Source organism: Burkholderia torrens, assembly GCF_984668525.1.
The window spans coordinates 1,036,291-1,062,367 of record NZ_OZ480212.1 but is presented as its reverse complement, the minus strand read 5'-3'; the positions used below and the strand labels follow the sequence as shown (position 1 = coordinate 1,062,367).

The following is a 26,077-nucleotide window of genomic DNA, read 5'->3' as shown; positions in this document are numbered from 1 at the left end:
ATGCTTCGTATCATCGGATGTGCTCGCGGTGTCACAGCCAGTCTCCCGTTTTGATCGTGCATGGATAGCGCCGGCTCGGGCCGCCCACGCCTTCATACAGAACGAGCCGCACCGCAAAATGGAAGCACGCATAGCGGCCGACGAAGCGGCTGAGTACGTCGCCGAACAGCGCGACGTCCCCCTGCCCGGCAAAACCCGACGGCTCGATACCCACGTTCACATTCACGATACGGTCGACACGGGCTCCCACCAGTTCCGTTTCCTCATCGAGCCAAACGTGATGAATCGCGTCGATGCGTCGCCGGTTATCGTCATCTCGCGTCCAGTCGTACAACGACAGCGCGCCGCGCAGCACATTCGCGTCCATCATGTTCAGCTCGGTCGTGCCGGCCCCGTTGAAGTGAGAAATCACCCGCCAGTCATAAGCGCCGCCGCGCGGGGGATACAGCGGCATCGTCGGGGCCGTCAAATTGTGCACGTGCTCGACACCATTGAAGGTCGAAACAGGCGTGGTAACCGTCGATTCACGCAGCGCCATACGCGGCAGGCGTCCGTTGTTTGCCAACACCCGGACAGTTACGTGTCCGTCCGGTAAGCTGCCTGCTTCCTCCCACAGATGCCCGCCCAACGTCACGACCATCTCGCGCTGGCCCGTCACGCCCTGCCGAATCGAAGCGTGATAGTACCGATCCGGCGACTCGTGCCGGATCATCCCGCCGCGGTGCCGGAATGCCTTGATCGATTGATACGGGTATTGCCTGGCGGTGCGCGGATCGGTCGCCACGACCGACAGTACGTCGTATGGCTCGACGCTCTCGCCTGCGGAGGCCGGGGCGCGCACCGGATAGTCGCGGTCATGCGCATTGGGGCGGATTGCCTGCGCGTCCAGTTCGAGCAAATTGATCACAGGCGTGCAGAACAACCGGATGTTGTCCGCACCGAACGTGGCGTCACCGGGGATCCGGTCTCGAATCACGATTTCGAATTCCAGCCGTGTTTCGCCCGGCGGCACACTGGCCGCGTCGAAACCACACAAGTCCACGAAGTGAAACTTCTCGGGGAACGCGAAATATTCGAGCATCGTCTGCTCGCGGTCGAGATCGACGTCACGTGCATCGAGGTCGGTCGGCCACAGTCGCGCCTGCGCGCCGAAACCTGCCGCCTCGATCGTCATCGTCGGGCGTGGTTGTAGCTGGCCGTCGAGCAGGCGCGGCATGCGCACGCCGATCGACTCCACCTGGCGCGTGAAAACCGCGTACAGCGCCGATGCAGTCGGCCGGTCACCATGCAGGTATAGCCGGATACGCGACAGGTCGTCCAGCAACCGCTGCTCGCGGTGCAGCAGGTCGAACGCGAGCCGGATCACCGTACGGCCGTCCTCGCGCAGGCGCGCGCCCGCTTCACGCACGTTGAGCGGCAGCAGGTGTATCGACCGAGTGGTTCGATAGACACATATCGTCCCGGCCGGTCCGACCGGTGTCGAACGTACCTGCAACCCTGGCGCCAACGTATCGAGTATCCGCGCCTCGCCGGAGCGCGGCACACACTCGAGGATGGCCAGCGACGGAATCGTGCGGCCTGTATGCGGCCACAGATGATCGAGCAGTGGATCGGTGATTTCCGGCGCTGCGTCGTCGAGTTTCATCCGCAGCCGGCTCGTGAGAAACGCGAAACCCTCGTAGGTCTGCTCGACGCTGTCGTGGCGCGCGCCAGGCATCGTCATTCCCACACGGCGGGCGCTTTGTGGCTGGGACCTCGCGAACTCCCTCCCCGCCTCGCGCAGATAACGCATTTCCGCATCGAAGTAGCGCAGGTATCGATCATCATCTTCACCGAAACCGCTCCCTGCAGGCTTCGTCGGATTGTTTTCGTCTTCACTCATGGCTGGAAATCCGGTGGCAGCGGCGGCAAAAGCGGCATCGTCGGCACGGCACCCGCCTTGCCCACGATGAAAATGCGATCCGGCATGCGGAACCCCCGCAGTTTCAACAAATCGATCGGCCCGGCTCCGACCCGCGTACGCAACACGTACGACAACGGCTCGACGCTCCCCGTGTTCCACGTGAGCCGATAGCGCGTGCCATCGAGAGGCTTGATCTCGGCCTCGCTCAGCAGCCGCAGGAATGCCCAATCGCCGGCCGAATCAAATGCCTGTCGCAGGCCCGCGTCGAGCGTCTGCCATGTGAGCCTAGCGTGCCCGTTCAGGCCGTTGCCGGGCCACGCCAGCGGGGACCAGCGCTCCTGCTGATTGAAATGGACGATCTGCACGCCGTCGATCAACAGTTCCGATCGCGTCACGTTCGGCGTCGGTAGCGCCATCATCTCGAATTTCTCCCCGGCGTCAGCCTGCGGGTAGAGCTGTGCCCCAACCATCGACAACTGCCGAACGGCGCTCAGGAATGTCGGGGCGAACTGCAACGCCTGCGGTGCAAGCTCGCTGGGCGCCCAATGGTCGCCCTCGAGTTTCATCACGCCGGCCAGTTGCGTCGTGATGAAACGCGAAATCAATCCGGTATCGGGCCGCACATAGCGTCCGAGCTCGGCGAAGGACGCATCGGCTTGCGTATCGAAGAACGGATAACGGCCGTCCATCGCCGCATTGAACGGAGCGGCAACACCGGCTCGCCATGCGTCATTCAGGCTCGCGGCGGCCGGTTGCAGGATCGCCTGCCATGCGGTTTCAAGCGGCTGCGCAAACACCATATCGCCAAAGCCCGCCCACGCCGTACCCAGGCTCGCGGCCGTGAGCGCCGCGTCATTGCGCGCCTGGGACAATTCCGACAACTTGCCTTGAAACACGGCCTGGGCGAGCGAGCGTGCCATTACCTGTGCGTCCGGACTGCTCGCGATCTGTTGCAGCTTCAGCCGCATCGTCGTGACCGCCGTCAGGTAGCGAGACAAGCTCACACCGCTTAGCGCGATGTCGGCTGGCGTGGCGCCCTTCCCGTTTTCCGCGGCAGACGACCCGCCCGAGTCGCCCATCAGCACCAGCAGCGGACCAAACGGCTCGTCGAGCGGATTGATGACGGTCGCCCCCGCCTGTTCGTCAGCCCCGATCAGGTTCTGCGCCTTTCTCACCAGCGTGTCGGCCAACGCCTGCGACGGCCGCCCCGCTTGCGCTTGATATTGCACGGATTTCATCAGCGCGATCAACGGTGAGGTCTGCGCGTCCGCCAGTCGGGAAAGCTGTTCGATCGCGCCACCGAGGTTGGCCGTCGGTTGCCACTGCAAGCTATTGAGCATGCGCTGCCATGCCGCCGTGTACTCGCCAAAATACCGGGCCGTCAATCGCTGCTTCAGTTCCTCGGCAGCACGTTTCTCATCATCGATCGCCGCGGTTTGGGTCATGCCCTGCACGAGCGTATTACCGATCCTCTGCGAAGCCTGCGAGCCGGACAACACCCAGTCACCGCTGATCCGGCGTTCATGCGACGCCTTGTCGATAGCCGCGGCGACCATGCCGTCCCACGCCGCACGCGTATAGATCCCCGGGACGGTCTGTGATGCCTTGAACATCCCGTGCGCATCGGCGCCATTCAGGAGCGTTTCGAGCGACGCGTCGGCGTATTTGTTTTTGACTTCGTCGAGGATACGTTGGTACACCGTGTCGTCCGCCGACGCGAGTCCCAATTGCGTGACCAGCATGTTGCGGGTCGAGGTCACGATGCGGTCATCCGTCGCAATCCGCCATTCGGGATGCGCTTTCAGGTGATTAGCGTAGAAGCCTGCAAGGCGCCTGCCGGTATCGTAACGCTCGCCGAGCGGCATTTCCACGGGGCGCGACCACAGGGCGACGAGCATGCCCTTCAGAAATGCGGGTTCGGCGCGCGATGGTTCACCGAGCATCAGATAAGTCTTGAGCGCGTTGTAGGTACTACCACGCGTGTCCTGAGATTGCAGGCTATCGGCGCGCGCCTGATCTGCTGTCTTCAACAGTTCGCCGATCGTTTGCACGACAGGCGCCTGCAAGTTGCGGGTCGCAGCGATTCGGTACGGTTGCCAGAGACTGACGAGGATATCGTCATTGCGCGACAAGCCGGCCCGCAGGTACCAAGGGGCGCCATGCTGCTGCCGGTATTCGAGCTTTTCCATCAACTGCTGTAGCGCCAGTTGCGCGCGCCAGGCAGCTGCGGTCTGCGACCGCGCATCGACCGCTGCGCGCGCTACCGCCTTCGCTTCGCGCATGAGTTGCTGGTTGCCGATGAACGATGCGGTCATCCATGCGCACCACGCTATCGCCGCAATGGTCACGCCCATCGCCAGCGTATCCGGCCAGTAGAATCCGATGCGCCGGCCAATACGTCGCCGGCTGGCGATTGCGCTCCACGCAGGTAGCAGTGCAGCTGGTTGCGGCGGGAATTCGACCGGCAGGTTCGTCACCGTTGTGCTCGCGTCCGCGGCGATCGGCACCGGTGTAGGCATCGCCGCTGTCGCCGTAAATACGGGGGCAAACATCACGTCCGCCAGCGGCGCGCGCAGCCACTGCGAAGCAAGGAGCACTTGCCAGCCGGTAACGATGTGTTCGAGCTGTGTCCCGATGTATTGCGAGATTTCGGCTAGATAGCTGATCCGGGTAGGCGCTGTACATTGCTGCACGCCCGCGTCCGCCGTACCACGCTCGATCGCGGCAAGCTGATCGCGCAAGCCCAGCGCCGGCTGCTCCCCGTTGTATGCCGCCCGCGGAAATGCGCCGATCGCTTCGAACGTCTCGGGTCGATCGCCCTGCGCGGGCACGGCGTGCAGTAACGTGACAGGCGCGGCCCAGCCAATGTCGGCGGCCAACGCAGCAAGTACGCGCGGCAATTCAATATCGCGCTCGTCCACGTGCGTGACGTGCACAACACCGTCGACGGGTCGTTTGCTCCGCAGCTTACGGATCTGCCGGCGCCATACGCCCGCGTCGATTCCATCCGGTGCCCCGTGCACCAGGATCGCATTGCCGACCGGCATCACGCCCGCGCACTTCAGACCGGGCGCGACCTGATCGACCAACGTGTCCGCACCGCTCACCATCAGCCACGGTGATCGGTATCGCCAGAGCCGACCCTGCGATACCCGTAGTTCCTCGACCAGGCGTTGCAGACGGGCGTCGCGTTTCAGCGGCTTCTGCGCCTTCGTCGCGTCGCCGATATCCCGGCGAAACATCCGCCCGGCGATCCCGTATGCACCGATAAAAAACACGCAGAGATGTATGGCAACGAAGACGAGCAACGCAACGACGATGACGACCACCACCTGCATCCGCGCCCCGCCGGGTGCGAGATTGAACAAGTCGCCTCGCGCCCATACAAGGCCGATCGCGAAGGCTGCGACGATCAACGCCGCAATCACCACGCCCCAGAGCGCAACGCGTCCGGACGGCGGAGCATCTGCAGCACGCGCCGAGTCAATCGATCGCAAAGTCAGTTTCGGATCGGTCATGCTGAGTGTGTCCAAGCAACGAGGTTTCCTTCCCGTGGGTACCGGGAAGCACATGAATGATGGCGGACTGCGCGCCATCAACGATCAGTTGCGGCGCGTCGACAGCACCGCATTCGATTGAGGCTGCGATGGCGAGCCAGCCGCTGGCATTGCCGAAATCCCCCACGATGTAGGTGAGGTCGTATTGCGCGTCGCCATTCGCAAGCGTCGCCAGGTTCGCGATGCGCAGTCCCTGATTGCAACGCTTGACCGCACGCGTGATCCAGGCACGCGTCACGGCATCGGAATCGATATCGCCCCAGATCACGGCATTCGCGAAACCGTATTCGATCTCGTCAGGCTTGCCCTCGACAGGGCGATGCAGGGACGCCATCACGGGCACCCCTTCGGGTAGACGGTAGACGCCCGCATCGAGCAGCACCGCGACGCATCCCTCCGTGCTGCCGGTCACAGGCCATTCTTCGTGCCATGCCGTAGCGATTACGAGCAGCGGGCATGCGTCGCGGGTGTCACGCCATGCGTCTGCGACAAGCAATCCGTGGGAAGCCGGTACGGCTGACACCGCAAGCAGCGGCAGACCGGCCAATTGCAACGCGTCGTGCACTTCCTGCTCGCGCAAAGCTTCTTCGCCGGACTCGGCCAGCACGCGCACTTTCGGCCAGTGGGTCGGTTCGTAATGCGTGAGTGCTTGCAAGCTCGCGGAGAGCGGTTCGAGCGCTTCGGCGATCCCGAGCGTCAATTGAGTAATGAATCGCTTTGGTGGCGCATCTGCTGCGGCATCGGCTCCACTGTTGACGGCCGGATCGATCTCATCGACGTCGTCAGCCTCGTCGGATATTTCCGGCGGGTCATCAAAACGGCAATGCTCGACGACTCCCGCGCCATAGCGAGGTTGTTGCGATCGCGGCAGACGCGCGCCGGCGCGGATCGCGTGGGCAAGCGTCTGGTCGTTCAAAGGCAAGCAACAACCAATACCAAGCACTCGAAGCGGTTGCTGCGCGACACGGACGCGTTCCGCCAGCCATCGATCGCGATGGAGATTGCGGTGGTATGCGCGGTACCACATGGCCTCATAGCGTGCGCGTTCGATCGCGAACAGAAGGCCGAAAAGCCCGTTCGGGATACCGACGACGCAGAACCAGAACCACGGACTGCCTGCCCGTTCACCCAACGGCCAGGCCAGCAGGGCAATCGCTGCTCCGGAAACCGCGCAGGCCAGCCAGATGCAGAACCACCACGGCCACAAGCGCGGATGGCTCGGATAGGCGCTCGGACGCCCCGCCTGGGAGAGGTCGACGGGCATTATTCGAAGCGGACGTTCGGCAGCGACGAGATCAACTTACAACCACATGCGCAGCGATGGCCGTCCAGCGCGAATGGCCTGTTGTCGCGATCGGGAAACTTGTCGGCGCCTTCGTCGATGACGGTCGAGCCATGCCGCTCGCAAAACGCCTCGTCGCCCTTGCGGGCAAGCGGTTTGCCCATGAATGTCGTCCATGGTGAGCCATTGGTGACTTCGCCGCCTTGTTCGAGTTTGTCGCCTTTGCGGATGGGAGATTTCATATATTGGTTACCGAGGTAAATATGGTTTTTTCAGACTTGCTGCTTCCCATCTAATCCGAGTTCTCTCCCTAGATATGCCGATCTCCGACGTTAAAAATCTCACCTGATACGTACACTTTGCACAATTTTCACGAGTCTTTCGATAAACGGGATTGTTTTCGTGTATGAATCTAGTGACTCCTCCTGTGGAATTAAAAGCGGCGGACCATTACTCGGTCTATTTGAAAGCACCACATAGCCAAACGATGCATGACGGATTACATATAACGCGACCCACCACTTTTTCGGCCTACTAGATAATGGATACGGACGCCGCCACACACCGAACACCGTGATGCCATCCGGCCCCTCAATGGTTCCGTCCATGGTGTTCGACATTGACTGTTCGAGACTGATTCCGAAGCCGTTTTCCGGTTGGTATGTGCGAAGTCTCCAGCGCTCCCGTTCGTCACGGTGAAAACCATTGTAGATGAGCAATGCCTTTTCCAAACAGGCATCATAGTCAGGGCTATCGCGACACCGATCGACGCCGGGAAGAGTAGGTCATCGTCGCGATGTATCGTGATTGCGATCCTGCTGTTAAACCAGTTCCCCCACTCATCTGTCGCACCTAAAAATGGCGTTAAATTCCCAGTGGACAGAAGCGCGACACACTGCTTTCCTCTATTCCAACGAGTCTCATCCGGCTTACCAAATGAATTATTATAAGAAGACAGCACATCATCATCCTCGTTATCGAAGATAAATGTACTACAATCGTTATAGGCCGCGTAATTTCCAGATCGAGCGAATGCTTCGTCATTCATAGCAAAACACATCCCGAGCAAGAAAATTACAGCACCCGAGATCATGTTGCTCTGGGAGTGGCATTGAGACCTGTTTTCTTTATCACATTCGGACGAAGCTGCTACGGCATCCGTCTCTGGCATCATATTCATTATCGTCTTCATTGGTAATATGCGCACTCGAATTCAGCAACGTCACCCCGTCGCCGAATCGAGTTCCACTCCAATCGGGACTGCGCAGCCAGTATCGTGAAAAATAAAAACTAGCAATCTCCATTGCCCGCAGCGCTTAGATAACGCATATTAAATTTCTCCACAACATCACTTACTTCGCAGCAGGGGAAATACGATGTTTCATCGCAAGCGCTTTTCTAATCGATTCAGCATCCTTATAGCGAGCATGCGTTGAGCGCCCATCGCGGAAACCACATTCACACTGATCTAAAAAAGGTGCGCTTGCGTCACTTTGCAGCCCAGCGAAAACAACTCCAGTTCCAGGATCACCAGTCAAATTGTAAACATAACCATCGTAATATTCTCCACCATAATCATAATGGTTAAGCGGCGTGCGCACTAAAACAACAACCTCCTTACCCCTTCGATCATGATTCGTATTCACAAAAAATACGGTCGAAATTTCCGGAACCCCATCATCTTTCACATAACGATCAAACAATACGTCATGCCAATTTTTATTTTTGTCTAAAAAAATAAGATGAGCATCAAGCATGTAAGGCCTATTATCCTTACCATAACCCGGAACGTTAGATGTGTTTCTTAAAAAATAAATATACACCCCCTGCATCGCGGGATCTGCATCAATTATTGGTGGCTGCAACACATGGTTTTCATCTGTGCGCGCTTCTATTTCACTCTGAATGACGACCGGAACGTCGGCTGCATGAGATCGAAGCGTAAAGAGCAAAGAAATTAACACCAGTGAGATGCCAAACGAAAAAACTCGTCTATCACCCATAATAGCCCTCGAAATCAAACTCCAAAAACACCTCGAAATACATAAAACCAAAGACATCAAACAGGCTCAACATATCCACATCCACTCAAAAATCAATTCTCTTGACGCTTCAAAACTCCTTCCCCCGGGAAATCCGGCGCGTCATTAAGAATGAAATATGCATAACGAAATAACTGCTGACGTGCCGGCAGTCCACCAGCGCCCCCCACTGAACCAAAGCACGCCTTGACGTCGAGATCACTAGCCCCCCTGTCAGCCTTTTTGTTGATACTCTTCTTAACCCAGAAATAACCAGCTGAATCCGCCGCCATTCCCGCATCGCTTTGAATAAGAAGTGGATTGGGGTCACTCGTAAAATCCTTGGCGCGGTACTCGCCATACTCACGATAGCCTCTCCTCCAAGTCAAATGAATTAGCCCGCGCCCGCAGAAACGAGGCCCATCACCTAGCTGTGTATTCTCACCAGCAACCGCCTTCTTATGAACCTCTCCTGGTCGCTGAGCTATGTACGTTGCACGATCCCGGCCCTTCAAAAAGCCAAGCCTATCCAACCATGCCTTCTTATGATCAAAATCGTAGGAAGCATCGCTCGCGGAGTAGCTCTCGTACATTTTTCTGAAATAACTAGCATCGCCATTTTCTCTTGTCGAGCATAGCGCTCCTGTTTCTTTAAGTATCTGACCAAGAAAATGAGACTTCCGAAGACTGTTCCCAAATCCGTATTTCCGATACACATGATTGAGCGCCAACCACATTCGCGGAGGCAATTTCCCGCGAGCATCATCATTTCCCTCTGCAAAACGCCTTGCACTCTCCACCCATGAGATATGCCCGCCGGCATCTGGCATTGAATTACGAGGCAACAATTGTGTCTGATCTCGCAAACTCAACCAATCGCATCGTCTGAAGCACCGAATAAATTCAAGCGGATGAAAAAACCACAGCTTCTGCCCTGCGGGAAGCCCCGTTTTGTCCCAAAACTGAACCCCCTTCAGATACTTCATGAAATCGTTGTAGCCCTTGTCATTGCCGTGATAGAAGCCACCTTCGTCAAGCAGCCTCGCATAGCGCTCTTCGTTGTTCGTACTGTCCCATTCACTCGGCGCGCTGCAGATGAGCCGGCGCAACTGCTGCCGTACCTGGGCGTTGCCTTGTACATACCCTGCAAGCGCTCTCGCCTTGTGAGCTTCCAGCGTTTCACCTTCCACGGCTGGTACCTCGTGCGGAGCGGCGTCGCTCAGTATTTCCTTCAACGCTGCCACATCGCACATTCCGTCACTGTCGAACGGAGTGTTCCCTTCACTGATTTTCTGCCAACCCATAAATGACAGGAAATCCGCATCGGAAAACTTCTGGATACTCGGGTCATTGATATCGATGTAGCCTGCCTTGTCCGCCGCCCAATTGACCTGCATCCACGTCGCGCGCGCATCCGCCGCCAGTGTTTGAGACGGTGACAGGATGCGACCGAAGCGCAGCAACTCGTAGCCGTCGCTCGGACATGACGAATAAAGCGCCGTCGCACGCTTGTACAGGTCGTATTCGTAGTCCCTTTCCTTGACGGGTTGCGGCGTAAGCAGCGTGCGGGTGCCGTCTTCCGCCATACTCCAGACCTTGGTATATTTCGAGCCGACGCTGAAGTAGGTCTCGACAAGCAACGGCAAGGTATTCGAGCCCTCGTGACCCGGCTTGAATTCAATCCCGTGCAACTTGTTGCGAGCATCAGCCTTCTCAGGCAAACGACGAAAGTTGCTGCCTGCCGGAATGACGAAATACGCGTGCCCCCACCAGTCCGTTCCATTCGGCGAAGTGGGTGTGCTGTTATCCAGCTGTGTGCTCCCGAAGTAGGCATCGAAATCTTCCGGCAACATGAAGATTTCGAAATGCAAATGTGGCATGCCCTCATACTGGCCGAGCCACCCGAGCACGTCTTTGCGCCGGACCTTCTTGCTCTCCCCCGAGACAGCCGGCGTCACCTGCCCCCGGCTTACCGGGCCAGTCGGCTCGCGCAGGAATTCCGGCAAACGCTCTTTGTCCGCACCGTGCTTCCTATATTCCGCCAGCGGCAGCAGATGCATATAAAGTGAGTAGAAGATCAGCGTACGGCCTTCGCCCGTCTCGGTCGTATGCTTGAGCAACATAAATCCCGTATGGCTGCTGCTGCCGACCGCATGCTGGCAGACCCGATAGGCGACGACTTCTCCGTCGGCGATCGCGTACACCTCCCCCTTCTCATCGGGCTGAAGATGCATGCCGCAATGCCAACGCCGATCGAAGGCGATCGGATAGATGCCGTGATCGCATTCGCGCTCGTCTACGGCGTCCATCATCTGATCGGGGTTCGTCCCGGTCGGGACTGCAAGGCCGGCATTGGGCAAAAAGGGCGGGCTGATGATCATGTCGTTACCGAGTGTGACTGTATCTTGAGCTAGGCGAGTAGTCGCTCACCGGCAGTTGCGGCAAGCGGATGGACGTATGGCGCGGCCCTTCGAACACGAACGAGGCGGCCCTGATGCGAAATTCACCCGGACAATTGAAGACGACATTGCCGTCCTCGATGGACATCGACGCGCCGCCGCAAGCCACCATCGCCCTTGTCTTGGCGCTTACGAGCACATTCGCGTCGGCGCTCGACACGTGCAATTGCTCGTCGGAGAAGAGATCCATCGAAGCGCCTTGCGCCTGAAGCTCGATTTTTCCTTTCGAAAAAATCTTGATGCCGAGCTTGTGCGCACACAGCGAGATCAGGTCACCCGCGACCATGCGCAGTCGCTTCACGATGCTCACGTCTATGTTCTGCCCTGCGGTGACGATCACGTTCTCGCCCGCCGAGTGCTGCATCGATTTCGGTGTCACGAATGCCATGCCGCCGGGAGCGCTCGCAAGCAGCCCCGCGTCGCGAAGCTGATCCATGCCATCGAGCAGCGCCGCCTGCGTCGCACGGTCCGCAGGGTCGACCTTGGCTTGCGTCGTCGCAGCCGCAAGGTCCGTTACGTGTTGCAACGCAGCCTTGAGTTGCGCGATAGCGGCGGGCATGTCGAGATGCGGCGTCTCGGATCCTCCTGCTGCGTCTGCCGAAACGAACAGCCCCTTCGGCGCGCGCAACGTGCCCCAGTTCTGCGTGGTCAATTCGAAGCCCTGGCCGCGCTTGTTCTTGTCCCTGTCGACCAGATGGCCCATGTTGAGCGACGACTCCCCGAACACCGTCGCCAATCGGAGGCCCTCGTGGTCTTTCAGATCCTCGAAACGCAACTTGTTGCCGAGCAATGGCGAGCGGAACACCGCACGGCTATACCAGCCCTCCTTGCCGTGGACGAGGTCGCGACGCGCATGGTCATGCAGGGCCCCTGCGATCAGCAGGCGGTCGCAATTTCCCTGGGTCGCGACGACGCGTACTTCGGACCGCGGCAGCAAGGGGATGTGCAGGCCGCCCTGGTACGACGCGGATGTACGCAGCACGCGCAACGGCATGCTGTTCGTGCCGCGCTTGCCGCTGTGTCGGGTGAACAGGAGCCTGACGCGATAACGGCCATATTCGTCCATCCATGCGTACGGCTCGTCATCGCCGGACTCGATCACACCGATCAGCATGCCGGCGATCCATCGCCAATGCTTTTCGGGAATGTATTCAGGCCGGTAGGTGTGATGTGCAGGGATCGCCTCGAAGGTGTTGACTACCGACTGGCTGCGGCTACCGGTCGTGACGAGCTTCGTGATCACCATCCCGTGCGGCGCCTCGTGCACCTCGTCATTGGTGATCCGCACCACCATGCCAGGCGTCATGCCGATGACGTTACTCGTGCCCGTTAGCCGCATTTGCCGCGTGAGCAGTTCGTCACGCCGCGCGTCAGCCAGCGCCTGCCCTTCCTCAACCGAATGGAAATGCTCGATGCTGCGGTTGACGCTCCCATAGACCGAGCGATCGTCATGGCCCACGATCGATTCGACCTGCAGCGGATCGTCGGGTACGCGGTAGTTGCGGTCCCATTCGCGTACCGTCTGCGGCACCAGCGCGCGCGTGACTTCCAGCGTCAGAATCGCCTCGTGCCAACTCGTCAGACCGGAATGCGGCAGCAACGGCACCTCGAGCGCTCGCATATAGCCCTGCGGCGTATTACCGAACACCAACGTGTCGCGTTGCGGGCCGTCCTCCTTCTTCGCCTGCTTGAAGTAGTAATAGACGCCCGCGCGCCGGCAGTGCCGGTCGATAAAGTTCGCGACCGTCTCTTCGTACATCACGGTTTGCTCGAGCTTCCCATCGAGCCCTTCCAGCTCGAACTCGACGTCGAAGGATTGGAACAAGTCGCGATCGACGATCATGTCGCTCAGCAGCTCGCGAAACGACCTGTCCAGCAATACGGCCGAGTCGTGCACCTCTTCAAGCAGCGAGAAACGCGGCTTCAGATAGACTTGGTAGGTTGCTTCGTCGCGAGACGTTTTGACGCGAGTCCATTGCGTTACGACGCCGTGCACGGTACGCGCCGCATGCCGAACCGGATCGATCACAGCCGCCATCGACGGCACGGCAGCGTGTTCCTCGATCGTGAAGACCGCCGGCTGGCCCACAATCGTCGCACCGTCGATCCGCTTGTCCTGCGAGGTCACGATGATGTCCGCGAGGAATCGCGTATTCATTTCCTCGGTCAGAACGAACGACAGAACGGAGACCGGCACATCGAGCACCGCGATCTCGAGATGCAGTGGTTGGGTAACGACCGAATTGGGGTGCTTCAGTACATCCTGAATGGTTCGCATGGTTGCCGTTGAACGAGAGGTTTTACGCCGGCACATTCGCCCATTCACGCATTCAAGGACGCAGTGCCACAACGCTCTCGCCAGTGAAGCATGTGTTCGCGAAAATGAACACGCAGTGGCCTCGGATCTGGCAATTCTGCATCTTTACAGGATCATCGAAATCACTTTTTTTGATTTTATAAATTTCGATTTACCGTGAATAAAATTTCTATTTTTTCTTATCTCTTATTACCCCAAACCCCGAGCCCTCAAAGCGCCGCTAAAATTCAATCAATGGATGGTGAAATAGGCCTTCTTGCTGCTACAACGAGGATCCGCAGTCATCACATTGCAACCACGTTCCACATCATAGAAAACCAATCCTCTCGAAATTCAAATATATTTTATACATAATGATATCCAACAAATACCTCTAAAAATCCTCAATATGTCGAACGATACCAAGCCACCAATCTGATAAATAACCGAATTTAGAAATGTAGAAAATTGTCACGCCCAACGTCGGCGCGACATCGGTGATGGATGGATGTCGCGCCCTACTGATTTACTTTCCGAATTTACGACTCGACATCCTCCAGACTGAACACTTCCGTCTTGTCGTTGTACGAAAAGACCTCCCCGTACCGCCCCCAGTCGATCACCGCATCGAGCGTTTCTTCCGCCGCTTCGTCGGACAGGAAATCCTCGAGCTCCTGCTCGAAGCGCACGCGCGGCGCACGATGGCCCGGACGCTCGTTCAGCACTTTCCTGATCCGGGCCGCCAGCGGCACGTGCTTCAGCAGATGGTCCGCGAACATCAGCTTGCGCTCCTGCGTGCCGAATTCCGCGAACACGCGGGCGGGCGGCGTCAGGAACACGTCGCCTTCGCGCACGTCCGCGAAGCCTAGGTACTGCAGCACTTCAGCGATCGGAAACAGTTCGTCGACCTCCAGATGCAGCGTGCGCGCGATTTCCGGCATGTCCGCGCGGCCGTGGTACGGCGCCATCGCAAGCGTCTCGATCAGGCCGGCCATCAGGTTGGTCGACACGCGCGGCACCCAGCTGCCGAGCTCGAGCCCCTTCTTCGTCGCCTCGCCGGTCTGGCGTGCGGTCATCTTCGCGTAGATGTCGTCGACGAGCTTGCGGAAATCGGTGTCGAGCCGGTTGCGCGGATGCTTGAACGGCACCTTGATCTCGGCGATCACGCGGCCGGGGTTCGACGACAGCACGAGGATCCGGTCGCACATGAACACGGCTTCCTCGATGTTGTGCGTGACGATCAGCACCGACTTGATCGGCATGCGGCCCTGCGTCCACAGGTCGAGCAGGTCGGTACGCAGCGTCTCAGCCGTCAGCACGTCGAGCGCCGAGAACGGCTCGTCCATCAGCAGGATCGTCGGGTCGACGACGAGCGCGCGCGCAAAGCCCACGCGCTGGCGCATGCCGCCCGACAGTTCGCGCGGGTACGCGTTCTCGAAGCCGTCGAGGCCGATCAGGTCGATCGCCGCAAGCGCGCGTTCGCGCCGCTCGCGTGCGCCGACGCCGAGCGCCTCCAGCCCGGCTTCCACGTTCTGCAGCACGGTGAGCCACGGGAACAGCGCGAAGGTCTGGAACACCATCGCGACGCCTTCGGCCGGGCCGCTCAGCGGCTTGCCGAGGTAGGTCACTTCGCCGCCGGTCGGCTCGATCAGGCCGGCGATGATGCGCAGCAGCGTCGACTTGCCCGAGCCGGACCGGCCGAGCAGCCCGACGATCTCGCCTTCGCGCAGCGACAGGTTCGCATCATCGAGCACGAGCAGTTCGCCCTGCGACTTGTTGAAGCCGCGGTTCACGTGCTCGACGCGCAGGATTTCCTCGCCGAGACGCGGCGGCTGCAGCGGCTGGGACGTCTTGACGGGGGCGTTGATAACGGTCGAATTTTGCATCGCGCTTACTCTCAATCGAGACGGAGCCGGGATTCCGCGTAGGCGTACATCGGACGCCACAGCAGACGGTTGAACAGGGTGACGAACAGGGACATCACGGCGATGCCCAGGATGATCTTCGGGAAATCGCCAGCGGCGGTGGTCTGCGCGATGTACGAGCCAAGGCCGTGCGCGACGACCTTCGTGTCGCCCCACTGCACGAACTCGGACACGATGCTCGCGTTCCAGGCGCCGCCCGATGCGGTGATCGCGCCGGTCACGTAGTACGGGAAGATGCCGGGCAGGATCGCCTGCCGCCACCACTGCCAGCCGCGGATACGGAAATTCTTCGTCGCTTCCTTGTAGTCGTTCGGATAGGACATCGCGCCCGCGATCACGTTGAACAGGATGTACCACTGCGTGCCGAGCACGATCAGCGGCGACAGCCAGATGTCGGCGTTCAGGTGGAAGTGGACGATCACGATCACGAACACCGGGAACAGCAGGTTCGCCGGGAACGCGGCGAGGAACTGCGCGAGCGGCTGGATCTTCTCGGCCAGCGCCGGGCGCAGCCCGATCAGCACGCCGAGCGGCACCCAGATCACCGATGCGATCGCGATCAGTATCAGCACGCGCAGCAGCGTGATGAGCCCGAGCACGAGCACGTGGCCGACCTCGGCCATCGTCACGCCTGTCGACACGAAGCTGACGACGCGCCACACGACGTACGCCGTCAGCAGGATCACGAACGCCCCCCACACGATGTCGCCGATACGCGACGAACGGCGCGCCGCCGCACCGCGCGAGCGCGTGCCCTTCAGCGACGGCAGGCGCAACGGAATCCGCGCGGCCTGCGACAGCAGCCAGCCGGCCGGCACGAGCAGCTGATGGATCAGGTGCGTGCGGCGCATCATGTCGAGCAGCCAGGATTGCGGCGCATCGCCCGATGCGGTGTTCTCCATCCGGAACTTGTCGGCCCATGCGACGAGCGGGCGGAACAGGAACTGGTCATAGGCGAGGATCACGACCGACATCGCGACGATCACCCAGCCGACGGCGCCGAGGTTCTTGTCCGAGATCGCCTGCGCGAGATACGCGCCGATGCCCGGCAGCGTGATGGTCTGGTTGCCGACGGTGATCGCCTCGGACGCGACGACGAAGAACCAGCCGCCCGACATCGACATCATCATGTTCCAGATCAGGCCCGGCATCGAGAACGGCACCTCGAGCTTCCAGAAGCGTTGCCACGGCGTCAGGTGGAAGCCGCGCGACACTTCGCTCAGGTCGCGCGGCACCGTGCGCAGCGACTGGTAGAAGCTGAACGTCATGTTCCACGCCTGGCTCGTGAAGATCGCGAAGATCGCGGCCAGCTCCGCACCGAGCACGCGGCCCGGAAACAGCGCGAGGAAGAACGTGACGGTGAACGAAATATAGCCGAGCACCGGCACCGACTGCAGGATGTCGAGGATCGGGATCAGGACCATGCCCGCGCGGCGGCTTTTCGCGGCGAGCGTGCCGTAGACAAGCGTGAAGAAGAGCGACGCGACCATCGCGGCGAGCATCCGCAGCGTGGTGCGCAACGCGTATTCGGGCAGGTTCGACGGGTCGAGCGAGATCTTCTGCGTCTGCAGCACGCCGATCGGCGCCATCGTCTGGTGGAAGCCGACGATCGCCATCGCAAGTATGCCGATGATCAGCGGAAACGCGACCACGTCCCAGCGGTTGGGCAGCACGCGCCACGCGGACGCGTTGGCGGTGCGATTCGGATCGAAGAAACTGATATCCATCGGTAGCGTCTTGTGTCGAATTGAAAATCGATGGGTCCGGCCGCGCGTCGCGCGGCCGGGCGTCGCGCCCCCGGCGCGAATCAGAACAGCCCGTGCAGCGCCCAGTACAGGACGGCCGACAGCGCGATCGACGCGGGCAGCGTCAGCACCCACGCGAGCACGAGGTTGCGCACGGTATCCCAGCGCAGGCCCGCGCCGCTCGCCGTCATCGTGCCGGCCACGCCCGACGCGAGCACATGCGTCGTCGACACCGGCAGCCCGTACGCGTCGGCCATCCCGATCGTCAGCATCGCGACGGCTTCGGCCGACGCGCCCTGCCCGTAGGTGAGATGCGATTTGCCGATCTTCTCGCCGACCGTCACGACGATCCGCTTCCAGCCGACCATCGTGCCGAGGCCGAGCGCGATCGCGACCGCGACCTTCACCCACGTCGGGATGAATTTCGTCGCGCGGTCCATCTGCTTCTTGAACGCTTCGAGCGCGCTCGCGTCCTCGATCGAGAACGCCGGCGCCTTCGCCTTCTCCATCAGGCGAATCGCCTCGGACGCGACGTACATGTTGTTGCGCACGTTGTCGACGAGGTTCTGCGGCACGCTCGAAATGCCACCTGCCTGTGCGACCTGGTCGGCGATCGTGTCGGTGAGTTTGCCGAGCGCCGGAATCGTCACCGGCGTCAGCTTGTGCGTGCGCACGTACGCCTCGACATCGGCACGCGGATTGGCGGACTGCACGGCCGGGTCCGCGTACTTGACGAGCGTCGTCGATGCATGGCGCGCGACTGCGACGAACGTGCTGGTCTGGTCCGGCGTCACGGCCTTGTTCAGCGCGTAGGCGGTCGGCATCACGCCGATCAGGATCAGCATGATCAGGCCCATGCCCTTCTGACCGTCGTTCGAGCCGTGCGCGAACGACACGCCCGTGCAGGTCAGGATCAGCAGCAGGCGAATCCAGAACGGCGGCGGCTTGTTGCCCTTCGGCTCCTGGTACAGCGCCGGCACGCGCACGAGCGCCTTCAGCAACAGCAATACGAGCGCGGATAGCACGAAGCCGATCAGCGGCGAGAACAGCAGCGCCTTGCCGACGCCGAGCGCCTGGTTCCAGTCGACGCCGCTCGTGCCCGACGGGCCGCTGACGATCTGGTTCATCAGGCCGACGCCGATGATCGAGCCGACGAGCGTGTGCGAGCTCGACGACGGCAGGCCGAAATACCAGGTCGCGAGGTTCCACGTGACGGCCGCGATCAGCAGCGCGAACACCATCGCGAAGCCCGAGCCGCTGCCGACCTGCAGGATCAGCTCGACCGGCAGCAACTGCAGGATGCCGAACGCGACCGCGCCGCTCGACACGAGCACGCCGAACAGGTTCCAGAGGCCCGACCAGACGACCGCGAGATGCGGGTCGAGCGAATGCGTGTAGATGACGGTCGCGACCGCGTTCGCGGTGTCGTGAAAGCCGTTCACGAACTCGAAGCCGAGCGCGATCAGCAGCGCGACGATCAGCAGCAGGAACGGGAGGGCCGAGCTTTCCTTGACGGGACTGAGATCGGCGCTGAGATGAACACCGACATAGACGATGCCGCAGGCAATGATCAGGAAGAACAGCGCAAGGCTGATGGTGCGCGTGCGATGGCTGACCGCACCGCTGGTTTCCGTTGCCGCGAGATTCGGCATGAAGGGGCTCCGGATAGGTGACTCGGAGTGGCAGGCTATCGATCGGTCGTGACGCAAATGTGACGTGTCACTTACAGGACATTGACAGGTCATCCTCGCGGCGTCGCACGTCGCCCGATCAGCCGGAAACACGGGTGCTCGACCTTGTCACGCGCGGGAATAAATCTGCCGCTTCGCCGGTATGGCATGCGAAGGCGCCGGCTTATTCCAGGACGATCCGGCCGTCCGGTTTCGTCATACGATTGCGAGGCTCACATGTCTTCGACCCCTACCCGCCCGTCGCGCCGCAAAGCCCTGCAATGCATGGCCTTCGGCGGCCTCGGCACGCTGTTTACGCTGTCCGGCGGCATCCTGACGCCGTTCGACCTCGCGCTCGCGCAGACCGGCGACGCGCGCCCGGCCGATGCGGGCAAGCCGCTGTTCGTGCAGATCAGCGACACGCACATCGGCTTCAACAAGGACGCGAATCCCGACGTGTCGGCCACGCTGAAGCAGACGATCGAGCTCGTCAACGGGATGCCCGCAATGCCCGCGCTGGCCATCCACACGGGCGACATCACGCACCTGTCCAAGCCGGAGGAATTCGACCACGCGTCGCAACTGCTGTCCGCGCTGCGCGTGCCGGAACTGCACACGGTACCCGGCGAGCACGACGTCACCGACGGTTCGGGTGCCGAATATTTCGGCCGGTTCGGCAAGGCATCGGACAACCGCGGCTATTACAGCTTCGATCACGCGGGCGTGCATTTCATCGGCCTCGTCAACGTGATGCATTTCAAGCCGAACGGGCTCGGCAGCTTCGGCGACGAGCAGCTCGCGTGGCTCGCGCAGGATCTGAAGGGGCGTTCGTCGAGCACGCCGATCGTCGTGTTCTCGCACATGCCGATGTGGACCATCTACGAACCGTGGGGCTGGGGCACCGGCGACGCGCCGCAGACGATGGCGCTGCTGCGCCGCTTCGGCTCGGTCACGGTGCTGAACGGGCACATCCACCAGATCGTGTCGAAGGTCGAGGGCAACGTGACGTTCCACACCGCGCGCTCGACCGCGTTCCCGCAGCCGACGGCCGGCAACGGCCCGGGCCCCGTGCCGCTCACGGTGCCGCACGACCGGCTGCCGTCGATGCTCGGCGTGACGACCGTCGAATTCGCCGGCCATCCGGCCGCGTCGTCGCTGCACGATGCGACGCTCGCCTGACCAACACGAGGAGACCGACATGATCCGCTTCAAGCCATCCCGAATCAGCGCGGCACTGATCCTGTGCGCGGCGGCCGCCGGTACGCCGCTCGCAGCGTTCGCGCAGGGCCCGGACGGCCCGCTCGTGACGATCCGCAATTTCATGTTTTCGCCGATGTCGACCACGATCAAGGCCGGCACGACGATCACGTGGAAGAACCTCGACGGGGAGCCGCACACCGTCGTCAACGACGCCGGCATCTTCCATTCGAAGGCGCTCGACCAGGACGAGACGTACTCGTTCCGCTTCGACAAGCCGGGCGTCTACAAGGTGTTCTGCGGGATTCACCCGTACATGAAGGAGACGATCACCGTCGAATGACGCGGCCCGCCCTGCAACGCGCGGACGGACGGCGGACGGCAGCGGCCTACAATGATCGCCGTCCCATTCGCCCGCGTGGCAGACGGAGCCGCCCATGCCCAGGATCGACCTCAGCACCGTGCCCGAACGCCGCGGCAGCGGCTATCCGCGGCCGTTCGACGCGCCGTGCGCGCAGCGCATCCGCCAGCGTCTCGGCGACGCCGGCGGGCTGCGCGATTTCGGCGTCAATCTGATGCGCGTGCCGCCTGGCGGCTGGTCGGCCCAGCGCCACTGGCATTCCGACGAGGACGAATTCGTCTACGTGCTCGAAGGCGAACTCGTGATGATCGAGGACGATGGCGAAACCGTGCTGCTTGCGGGCGACTGCGCGGCGTTTCCGAAGAACTCGGGCAACGGCCATCACCTCGTCAACCGGTCGAACGCAGTCGCCGTCTATCTCGAAGTGGGCTCGCGTTCGCCGGACGACGTAATCACCTGCCCCGACATCGACATGATGAGCCCGAGTCGCGACGGCCGGTTCCTGCACAAGGACGGCACGCCCTACCCGGACGCGTGACGTCCGTCGCCGGGCCGGCCCGCCGCACCAAAGGGCCGGAAGCGACCGGCGCGGCAAGCAGCGCAAGCCGCCAGTGTGCAAGCGGGCGGTTCCGCGCCGCCGATCGCCTAAACTGAATCGAACTGTTCGGTTCCGACCCACCGTCACACGCAGCGAGGCATGCCATGACCGCGAGCCAGCCGGCACGAATGGACCTCCCCGGGCAAGTCGTGCTCGTGCTCCAGGGCGGCGGCGCCCTGGGCGCGTTCCAGCTCGGTGTATTCCAGGCGATGGATGAAGCGGGGATCCGGCCCGACTGGGTGGTCGGCACCTCGATCGGCGCGATCAACGCGGCGCTGATCGCCGGGAATCCGCCGGAACGGCGCTACGAGAAACTGTCGGCGTTCTGGCATCGCGTAACCGAGCGGACCCGTTTCGACGTCCCGCCGCTGGTGCCCGGCTGGGACCGGATGCTGGCCGAGCTGATGATCATCGGCGGCGGCATCACAGGCTTCTTCCAGCCCAATCCGGCGTCGTGGCTCGGGCCGATGACGCGCCTCGGCGTCGATCGCGCGTCGTACTACCGGATCGCGCCGCTGCGCGACACGCTGGCTTCGCTGATCGATCCCGACCTGCTGAACGCGGGCGAGCCGCGCCTGACCGTCAGCGCGGTCAACGCATGTACGGGCACGATGCGCTATTTCGATTCGCGCGACACGCGGCTCGGCATCGAGCACATCATGAGCTCGGGCGCGCTGCCGCCCGCGTTCCCGGCGATACGGATCGACGGCGCGCCGTACTGGGACGGCGGCGTGTATTCGAATACGCCGGTCGAGGTCGTGCTCGACGACAACCCGCGCCGCAGCTCGATCATCTTCTCGGTGCAGATGTGGAATCCGGCCGGCCCGGAGCCCGAGAGCATCTGGCAGGTGTCGGAACGACAAAAGGACATCCAGTACGCGAGCCGCACCGACAGCCACATCGCGCGCCAGCAGCAAATTCACCGGCTGCGCCACGTGATCCGCGAACTGGTCCGGCACGTGCCGGAAGCCGACCGCGCGTCGCCGTCCGTGCGCCGGCTCGCTGCGTGGGGATGCGAAACCACGATGCACCTGATCAAGCTCGCCGCGCCGCGGCTCGACGGCGACAATCAGCTGAAGGACATCGATTTCACGCCGGCCGGCATCGCAGCCCGCCGACAGGCCGGCTACGACGCGGCGAAACGGGCCATCGCCGCCCGGCCGTGGGACCTGCCGACGGACCCGACGGAAGGCTTGACGGTGTTCGATCCGGACGCCCCGCCGATCGCGGAAAAAACGGCATGACGCGCGGGAGGCACCGCCGCGCGCCGACTGCCCCGCCCGGTCAGGCGCGCGCGGCCCGGACATGCGCGCGGCCGGCCTCGCTCACTTCGACCTCGGCCACGCCGCCCGGCGCATGACGGCGGACCACGTAGCCGCGTGCGCAGGCCTCCTCCCACACCGGCAGGCGCGGGCACGACGTGCGCCACGCGTCGATCACCTCGTCGTACGGCCGCGCGCCGGGCCCGATCCATTCGAGCAGGTCGAGAATCAGCGGCTCGATCGATGCCGCTTCACGCTCGGGTACGTCCGGGGGCACTACGTGGATCGGCTGCCCATCGGGCTTGAGGTCATCGTCGCGGATCGTGATGTTCATGGGGACGCTCCTGGGAACGCCGTCATCCTGAACTGCGAACGCCGCGCGGGGAAATGAATTTATCTTGCCGATTCCTGCATTTTTCTGATCGATCGATTTTCGTCGGACGCCTGCGAGTCCGCCGCGGTGCCGGCCACCACCGGACACGACTGCGGCAATGCCTGCCCGAACAGCACGGCCAGCCCGCAAGCAGACGTGAACATGCCGAGACCGTCATGCCCGACGCCCGGTACTTCGACGACCTGCTGCGCGAGATCGTCCGGGTGCCGCTTCTTCAGGTAATCGAAGTAGGCAAGCCCGCGCGCGAGCCGGTACGGGCCCTGCGCCATCGCCGCGCACGAACGGTCGATGAAATGTGTGTATGGGTTCGTGTCGGCCTGCCCGAGCAGATACACGACATGGCGCGCGACGTAGCGTGTTTCGAGTTCGCGCACGTCCTGCGACGCAACGTAAGGCGGCGCCGACTTCAGCCCGTATTTCCATTCCGTCGCGCGCGGGCAGGTGCCGCCCGCGATCGCGTCGGCATTCGGACGTTCGTCGTCGAAGTACAGGTAACTCGACGGATTCGCGACCACGTAGCGCACGGCGACGCCGGCCCGTGCGAGCGCGTCGCCTTCGCGCCCGGCCACTGCGTAACGCTGCAGCAGCTGCGCGCCGGCGGAGTGGCCGATCACGACGACCGTCGTCAGTGACGGGTACAGGCCGCGGTCGGCGAAATGCGCGAGCAGCGCGTCGAGCGCGGCAAACGAGCTGACCGGGCCCGGCTGGCGCGCGGGTTCGCCGCCCTTCCACCCTTCCTGGGTCCACGCGAGCGTCGAGGCGGGCAACGAGAACGCACGCGTATCGGCACGTGTCAGGAACTGCGGCGCGACGACCATCGTGCCGTTGCCGGCCGCGCCGGCCTTCTCGACGACCTTGCGCCCCGACGCGTAGTAACCGTCGGCATTGCGCAGTGTGCCGTGAATCACGATGAACACGCGCGTGACGTCGGGTGCCGCCTCGTCGACCGGATGGTCGGCATACACGGGCAGCATCGCACTGCCCTGCGGCGTGTCGACGGCCAGACGCTGGTCGGCGACGGCCTTCACCGGCGCGTCGAGACGTTCGCGCTGGGTGGGCGTCGCGGCTTCGACCCGGTGCGCGCCACCCAGGACGCCGATGGCCGCCGCGAGCGGAATCGCAAACGACAGGAATCGGGCGGCCGGCAGCACGCGTGAGCGCCGGATGCTTGCAAAGGCAACGGAAATGAGGGACATGGCGGCAGATCGAGTGGCGGATATCGTTTTAACGGCGATGGTCGCAGAATCCGTCGCGCGCTGCCGGCCCGTTGCGAAACCCGGGTCAGTCGGCCGGCTCGGAAACCTGCCCGGCGTCGGCTCGGGTTTGGCGCGCGTCGCCGCGCCGCGCGTTCCGGCCCCCGGCCGCCGGCGGCACGCCGCCCGCCACCACGGCGAGCAACGGGCGCTCGGGATGCACGAACAGCCACAGCACCGCGCCACAGGCCGCCGCGGCGCCGATCACGACCATCCCGCTGCCCCAGCTGCCGGTGACCTTGACGACGAGCGCGAGCGCCATCGGCCCCGCGACGTTCGACAGTGCGCCCCACACGTTGGTCCAGCCCGACATCACGCCGGCGAACGGCCGCCCGAGATCCTGCGCGGCCGACCATACGACGACCTGCACGAACCCGACGGCCGCAAACGACAGGCACAGCAGCGCGATGACCGCGGCGATCGCGTCCGCGTGCGACGCGGCGACCAGTGCCAGCGCGCTCACGACGAATCCCGCGATCGCGACCGGCGTGCGCGCCCAGTAGATCGAGCCCGTTTTCCTCAGCAGCCGGTCGCTGACGGCGCCCGCGACGAATACCGCCACGAACACGGCAACCCACGGCAGCGACGCGTATATCCCCATCGCCTTCAACGACAGCCCGCGTGCGCGCATCAGGTAAGTCGGCAGCCACGTCGTGTAGAAGCTCTGGATCAGCACGAGCAGGAAATACTGGATGCCGAAGATCCAGAAGCGCCCCAACCGCAGGCAACGCACGAGCGAACCCGACGCGGCCGCGTGGCCGGGCGGCTGGCCGGCCGCGATGTAGTCCGCCTCGGCCCGCGTGATGAGCGGATGCGACGCCGGCGCATCGCGGTAGCCGAACCACCAGATCGCACCGAGCAGCAAGCCGAGCGCGCCGAATCCGTAGAAGACGGCATGCCAGCCGAAATGGACGATCGTCCAGGCCGTGAGCGGCGCCGACACGATCGGGCCCAGATACAGCCCCGCGAGCAGCACCGCGTTGCCTTTCGCGCGCTCGCCGGCCGGAAACCAGCGCTTGAGCGCGACGACGCTGCTCGACCAGTCGGCCGACTGCGCGCCGCCGAGCACCAGCCGGCAGCCGAACAGCCAGGCGAACGAACCGCCGAGCGGCGTGACGATCATCATCAGCGACCACAGCGTGCTCGTGCCGAACAGCACGCGGCGCGATCCGAAGCGTTCGGCCGCGCGCCCGGCCGGAATCTGGCCGATCGCATAGGCCCAGAAGTAGATCGTCAGGATCATCGACATCTCGACGATCGACAGGCCGAGTTCGCCCTGGATCGTCGGTGCGGCCACGGCCATCGCCGCGCGATCGAGCGTCATCACGAAGGTCAGCGGCGCGACCAGCAACGCGACGATCTTCCAGCGGAGATGGTTCACGTGGCGCGGCATCGTGTGGCTCCTCAATCCGACGTCAGGCGTCGTGCGGGCCGGACGCCTGCCCCGGTTCGCACTGCATCCGCTGCACGAGCGCGGCCAGTTCCCCGATATGCGCGGATACCGCCTGCTTGCCGGCGCGCGCCCAGGCATCGAACGACGTCATGCCGGTCACCGCGCCGACGAACGGCACGCCGGCGCGCTCGGCCGCCTGCGCATCCACCGCATGGTCGCCGACGTAGATCGCCGCGCGGGCCGGCAGTTCAAGCCGCGCCAATGCCTGCACGAGCCCCTCGGGATCCGGCTTGTGACGCTGCACGTCTTCCGCGCCGATCAACACGTCGACCAGCGGCCGCAGGCTGTTGCGTTCGAGAATCGCCTCGATCCGGTAGCGAAACTTGGACGACACGATCGCAACGGCGAGCCCCTGCTCGCGCAACCGCGCAAGCAGCGAAGGCACCTCGGGATAGATGCGCGTACCGGGCACCATGATCTCGTCGGCACGCGCGACGAAGTGCCGTGCGAACGCGTCCCCCCGTGCCGGTTCGGTTTCGTCCGTCAACGCACGGAACATCTGCGGCAGCGGCAGCCCGATCACGGCGGCGATCTGCGCCGGCGTCGCGCCTGCCGCGCCAAGCTGGCGCAACGCGTATTCCGTGCATTCGACGATCGCCGCGGACGAATCCGCCAGCGTCAGGTCGAAGTCGAAGATGACGGCCCGGACAGACATGCAAGGACTCCGCAAACAAAAAATGGATCACGCTCGACGCGTGACC

19 protein-coding genes are annotated in these 26,077 nt (G+C 62.6%); 4 read left to right on the top strand and 15 right to left on the bottom strand.

Translation table 11 applies throughout. From position 1 onward, the window contains the following. Positions 1-31 precede the first annotated feature (31 nt). From tssF to AC5LXX_RS21020, 11 genes are all read right to left on the bottom strand, one after another. Positions 32-1,882, bottom strand: a complete 1,851-nt coding sequence (tssF, locus tag AC5LXX_RS21070) for a type VI secretion system baseplate subunit TssF (protein ID WP_493412982.1) — start codon at positions 1,880-1,882, stop codon at positions 32-34. Then, positions 1,879-5,421: an ImcF-related family protein gene (locus tag AC5LXX_RS21065; RefSeq protein WP_493412981.1), complete on the bottom strand. Its 3,543-nt coding sequence runs from the start codon at positions 5,419-5,421 to the stop codon at positions 1,879-1,881. Before AC5LXX_RS21065 ends, tssF begins: the two co-directional genes overlap by 4 nt. After that, entirely contained in the window at positions 5,387-6,724 is a 1,338-nt protein-coding gene (locus AC5LXX_RS21060) for a hypothetical protein (protein ID WP_493412980.1), read from the bottom strand. Before AC5LXX_RS21060 ends, AC5LXX_RS21065 begins: the two co-directional genes overlap by 35 nt. Next, on the bottom strand, positions 6,724-6,984 hold the full coding sequence (locus AC5LXX_RS21055) for a PAAR domain-containing protein (RefSeq protein WP_493412979.1): 261 nt from the start codon (positions 6,982-6,984) through the stop codon (positions 6,724-6,726). The genes AC5LXX_RS21060 and AC5LXX_RS21055 overlap by 1 nt, the downstream gene beginning before the upstream one ends. Positions 6,985-7,083: 99 nt before the next feature. Beyond that, on the bottom strand, positions 7,084-7,461 hold the full coding sequence (locus AC5LXX_RS21050; RefSeq protein ID WP_493412978.1) for a hypothetical protein: 378 nt from the start codon (positions 7,459-7,461) through the stop codon (positions 7,084-7,086). A 633-nt stretch (positions 7,462-8,094) separates the two neighbouring features. After that, complete coding sequence (locus AC5LXX_RS21045; protein ID WP_493412977.1) at positions 8,095-8,745, bottom strand: hypothetical protein; 651 nt, start codon at positions 8,743-8,745, stop codon at positions 8,095-8,097. Positions 8,746-8,837: 92 nt separating this feature from the next. After that, complete coding sequence (locus AC5LXX_RS21040) at positions 8,838-11,144, bottom strand: hypothetical protein (protein WP_493412976.1); 2,307 nt, start codon at positions 11,142-11,144, stop codon at positions 8,838-8,840. A gap of 4 nt (positions 11,145-11,148) precedes the next feature. After that, positions 11,149-13,500, bottom strand: a complete 2,352-nt coding sequence (locus tag AC5LXX_RS21035; protein ID WP_493412975.1) for a type VI secretion system Vgr family protein — start codon at positions 13,498-13,500, stop codon at positions 11,149-11,151. 557 nt (positions 13,501-14,057) lie between these two features. Next, positions 14,058-15,404: an ABC transporter ATP-binding protein gene (locus tag AC5LXX_RS21030; RefSeq protein WP_493412974.1), complete on the bottom strand. Its 1,347-nt coding sequence runs from the start codon at positions 15,402-15,404 to the stop codon at positions 14,058-14,060. Between the two features lie 11 nt (positions 15,405-15,415). Continuing rightward, positions 15,416-17,170, bottom strand: a complete 1,755-nt coding sequence (locus AC5LXX_RS21025) for an ABC transporter permease (RefSeq protein ID WP_493412973.1) — start codon at positions 17,168-17,170, stop codon at positions 15,416-15,418. Positions 17,171-17,250: 80 nt separating this feature from the next. Then, a complete protein-coding gene (locus tag AC5LXX_RS21020; protein ID WP_493412972.1) occupies positions 17,251-18,840 on the bottom strand; it encodes an inorganic phosphate transporter in 1,590 nt (529 codons plus the stop codon). Positions 18,841-19,095: 255 nt separating this feature from the next. Between AC5LXX_RS21020 and AC5LXX_RS21015 the strand changes: the two genes are divergently transcribed. From AC5LXX_RS21015 to AC5LXX_RS21000, 4 genes are all read left to right on the top strand, one after another. After that, complete coding sequence (locus AC5LXX_RS21015; RefSeq protein WP_493412971.1) at positions 19,096-20,037, top strand: metallophosphoesterase family protein; 942 nt, start codon at positions 19,096-19,098, stop codon at positions 20,035-20,037. Between the two features lie 19 nt (positions 20,038-20,056). Continuing rightward, on the top strand, positions 20,057-20,398 hold the full coding sequence (locus AC5LXX_RS21010) for a cupredoxin domain-containing protein (protein ID WP_322081371.1): 342 nt from the start codon (positions 20,057-20,059) through the stop codon (positions 20,396-20,398). Positions 20,399-20,492: 94 nt separating this feature from the next. Then, positions 20,493-20,954: a cupin domain-containing protein gene (locus tag AC5LXX_RS21005; RefSeq protein WP_493412970.1), complete on the top strand. Its 462-nt coding sequence runs from the start codon at positions 20,493-20,495 to the stop codon at positions 20,952-20,954. 164 nt (positions 20,955-21,118) lie between these two features. Next, on the top strand, positions 21,119-22,258 hold the full coding sequence (locus AC5LXX_RS21000) for a patatin-like phospholipase family protein (RefSeq protein WP_493412969.1): 1,140 nt from the start codon (positions 21,119-21,121) through the stop codon (positions 22,256-22,258). Between the two features lie 40 nt (positions 22,259-22,298). Here AC5LXX_RS21000 and AC5LXX_RS20995 read toward each other — a convergent pair whose 3' ends face one another. From AC5LXX_RS20995 to AC5LXX_RS20980, 4 genes are all read right to left on the bottom strand, one after another. Then, positions 22,299-22,610, bottom strand: coding sequence for a 3-phosphoglycerate dehydrogenase (locus tag AC5LXX_RS20995; protein ID WP_493412968.1), 312 nt, complete (start codon positions 22,608-22,610; stop codon positions 22,299-22,301). Positions 22,611-22,669: 59 nt separating this feature from the next. After that, positions 22,670-23,866 carry an alpha/beta hydrolase gene (locus AC5LXX_RS20990; RefSeq protein WP_493412967.1) on the bottom strand — a complete coding sequence of 399 codons (1,197 nt, stop codon included), beginning with the start codon at positions 23,864-23,866 and terminating at the stop codon, positions 22,670-22,672. 85 nt (positions 23,867-23,951) lie between these two features. Beyond that, positions 23,952-25,316 carry an MFS transporter gene (locus AC5LXX_RS20985; RefSeq protein WP_493412966.1) on the bottom strand — a complete coding sequence of 455 codons (1,365 nt, stop codon included), beginning with the start codon at positions 25,314-25,316 and terminating at the stop codon, positions 23,952-23,954. 22 nt (positions 25,317-25,338) lie between these two features. Next, positions 25,339-26,031: an HAD family hydrolase gene (locus AC5LXX_RS20980; protein ID WP_493412965.1), complete on the bottom strand. Its 693-nt coding sequence runs from the start codon at positions 26,029-26,031 to the stop codon at positions 25,339-25,341. Positions 26,032-26,077: the final 46 nt, after the last annotated feature.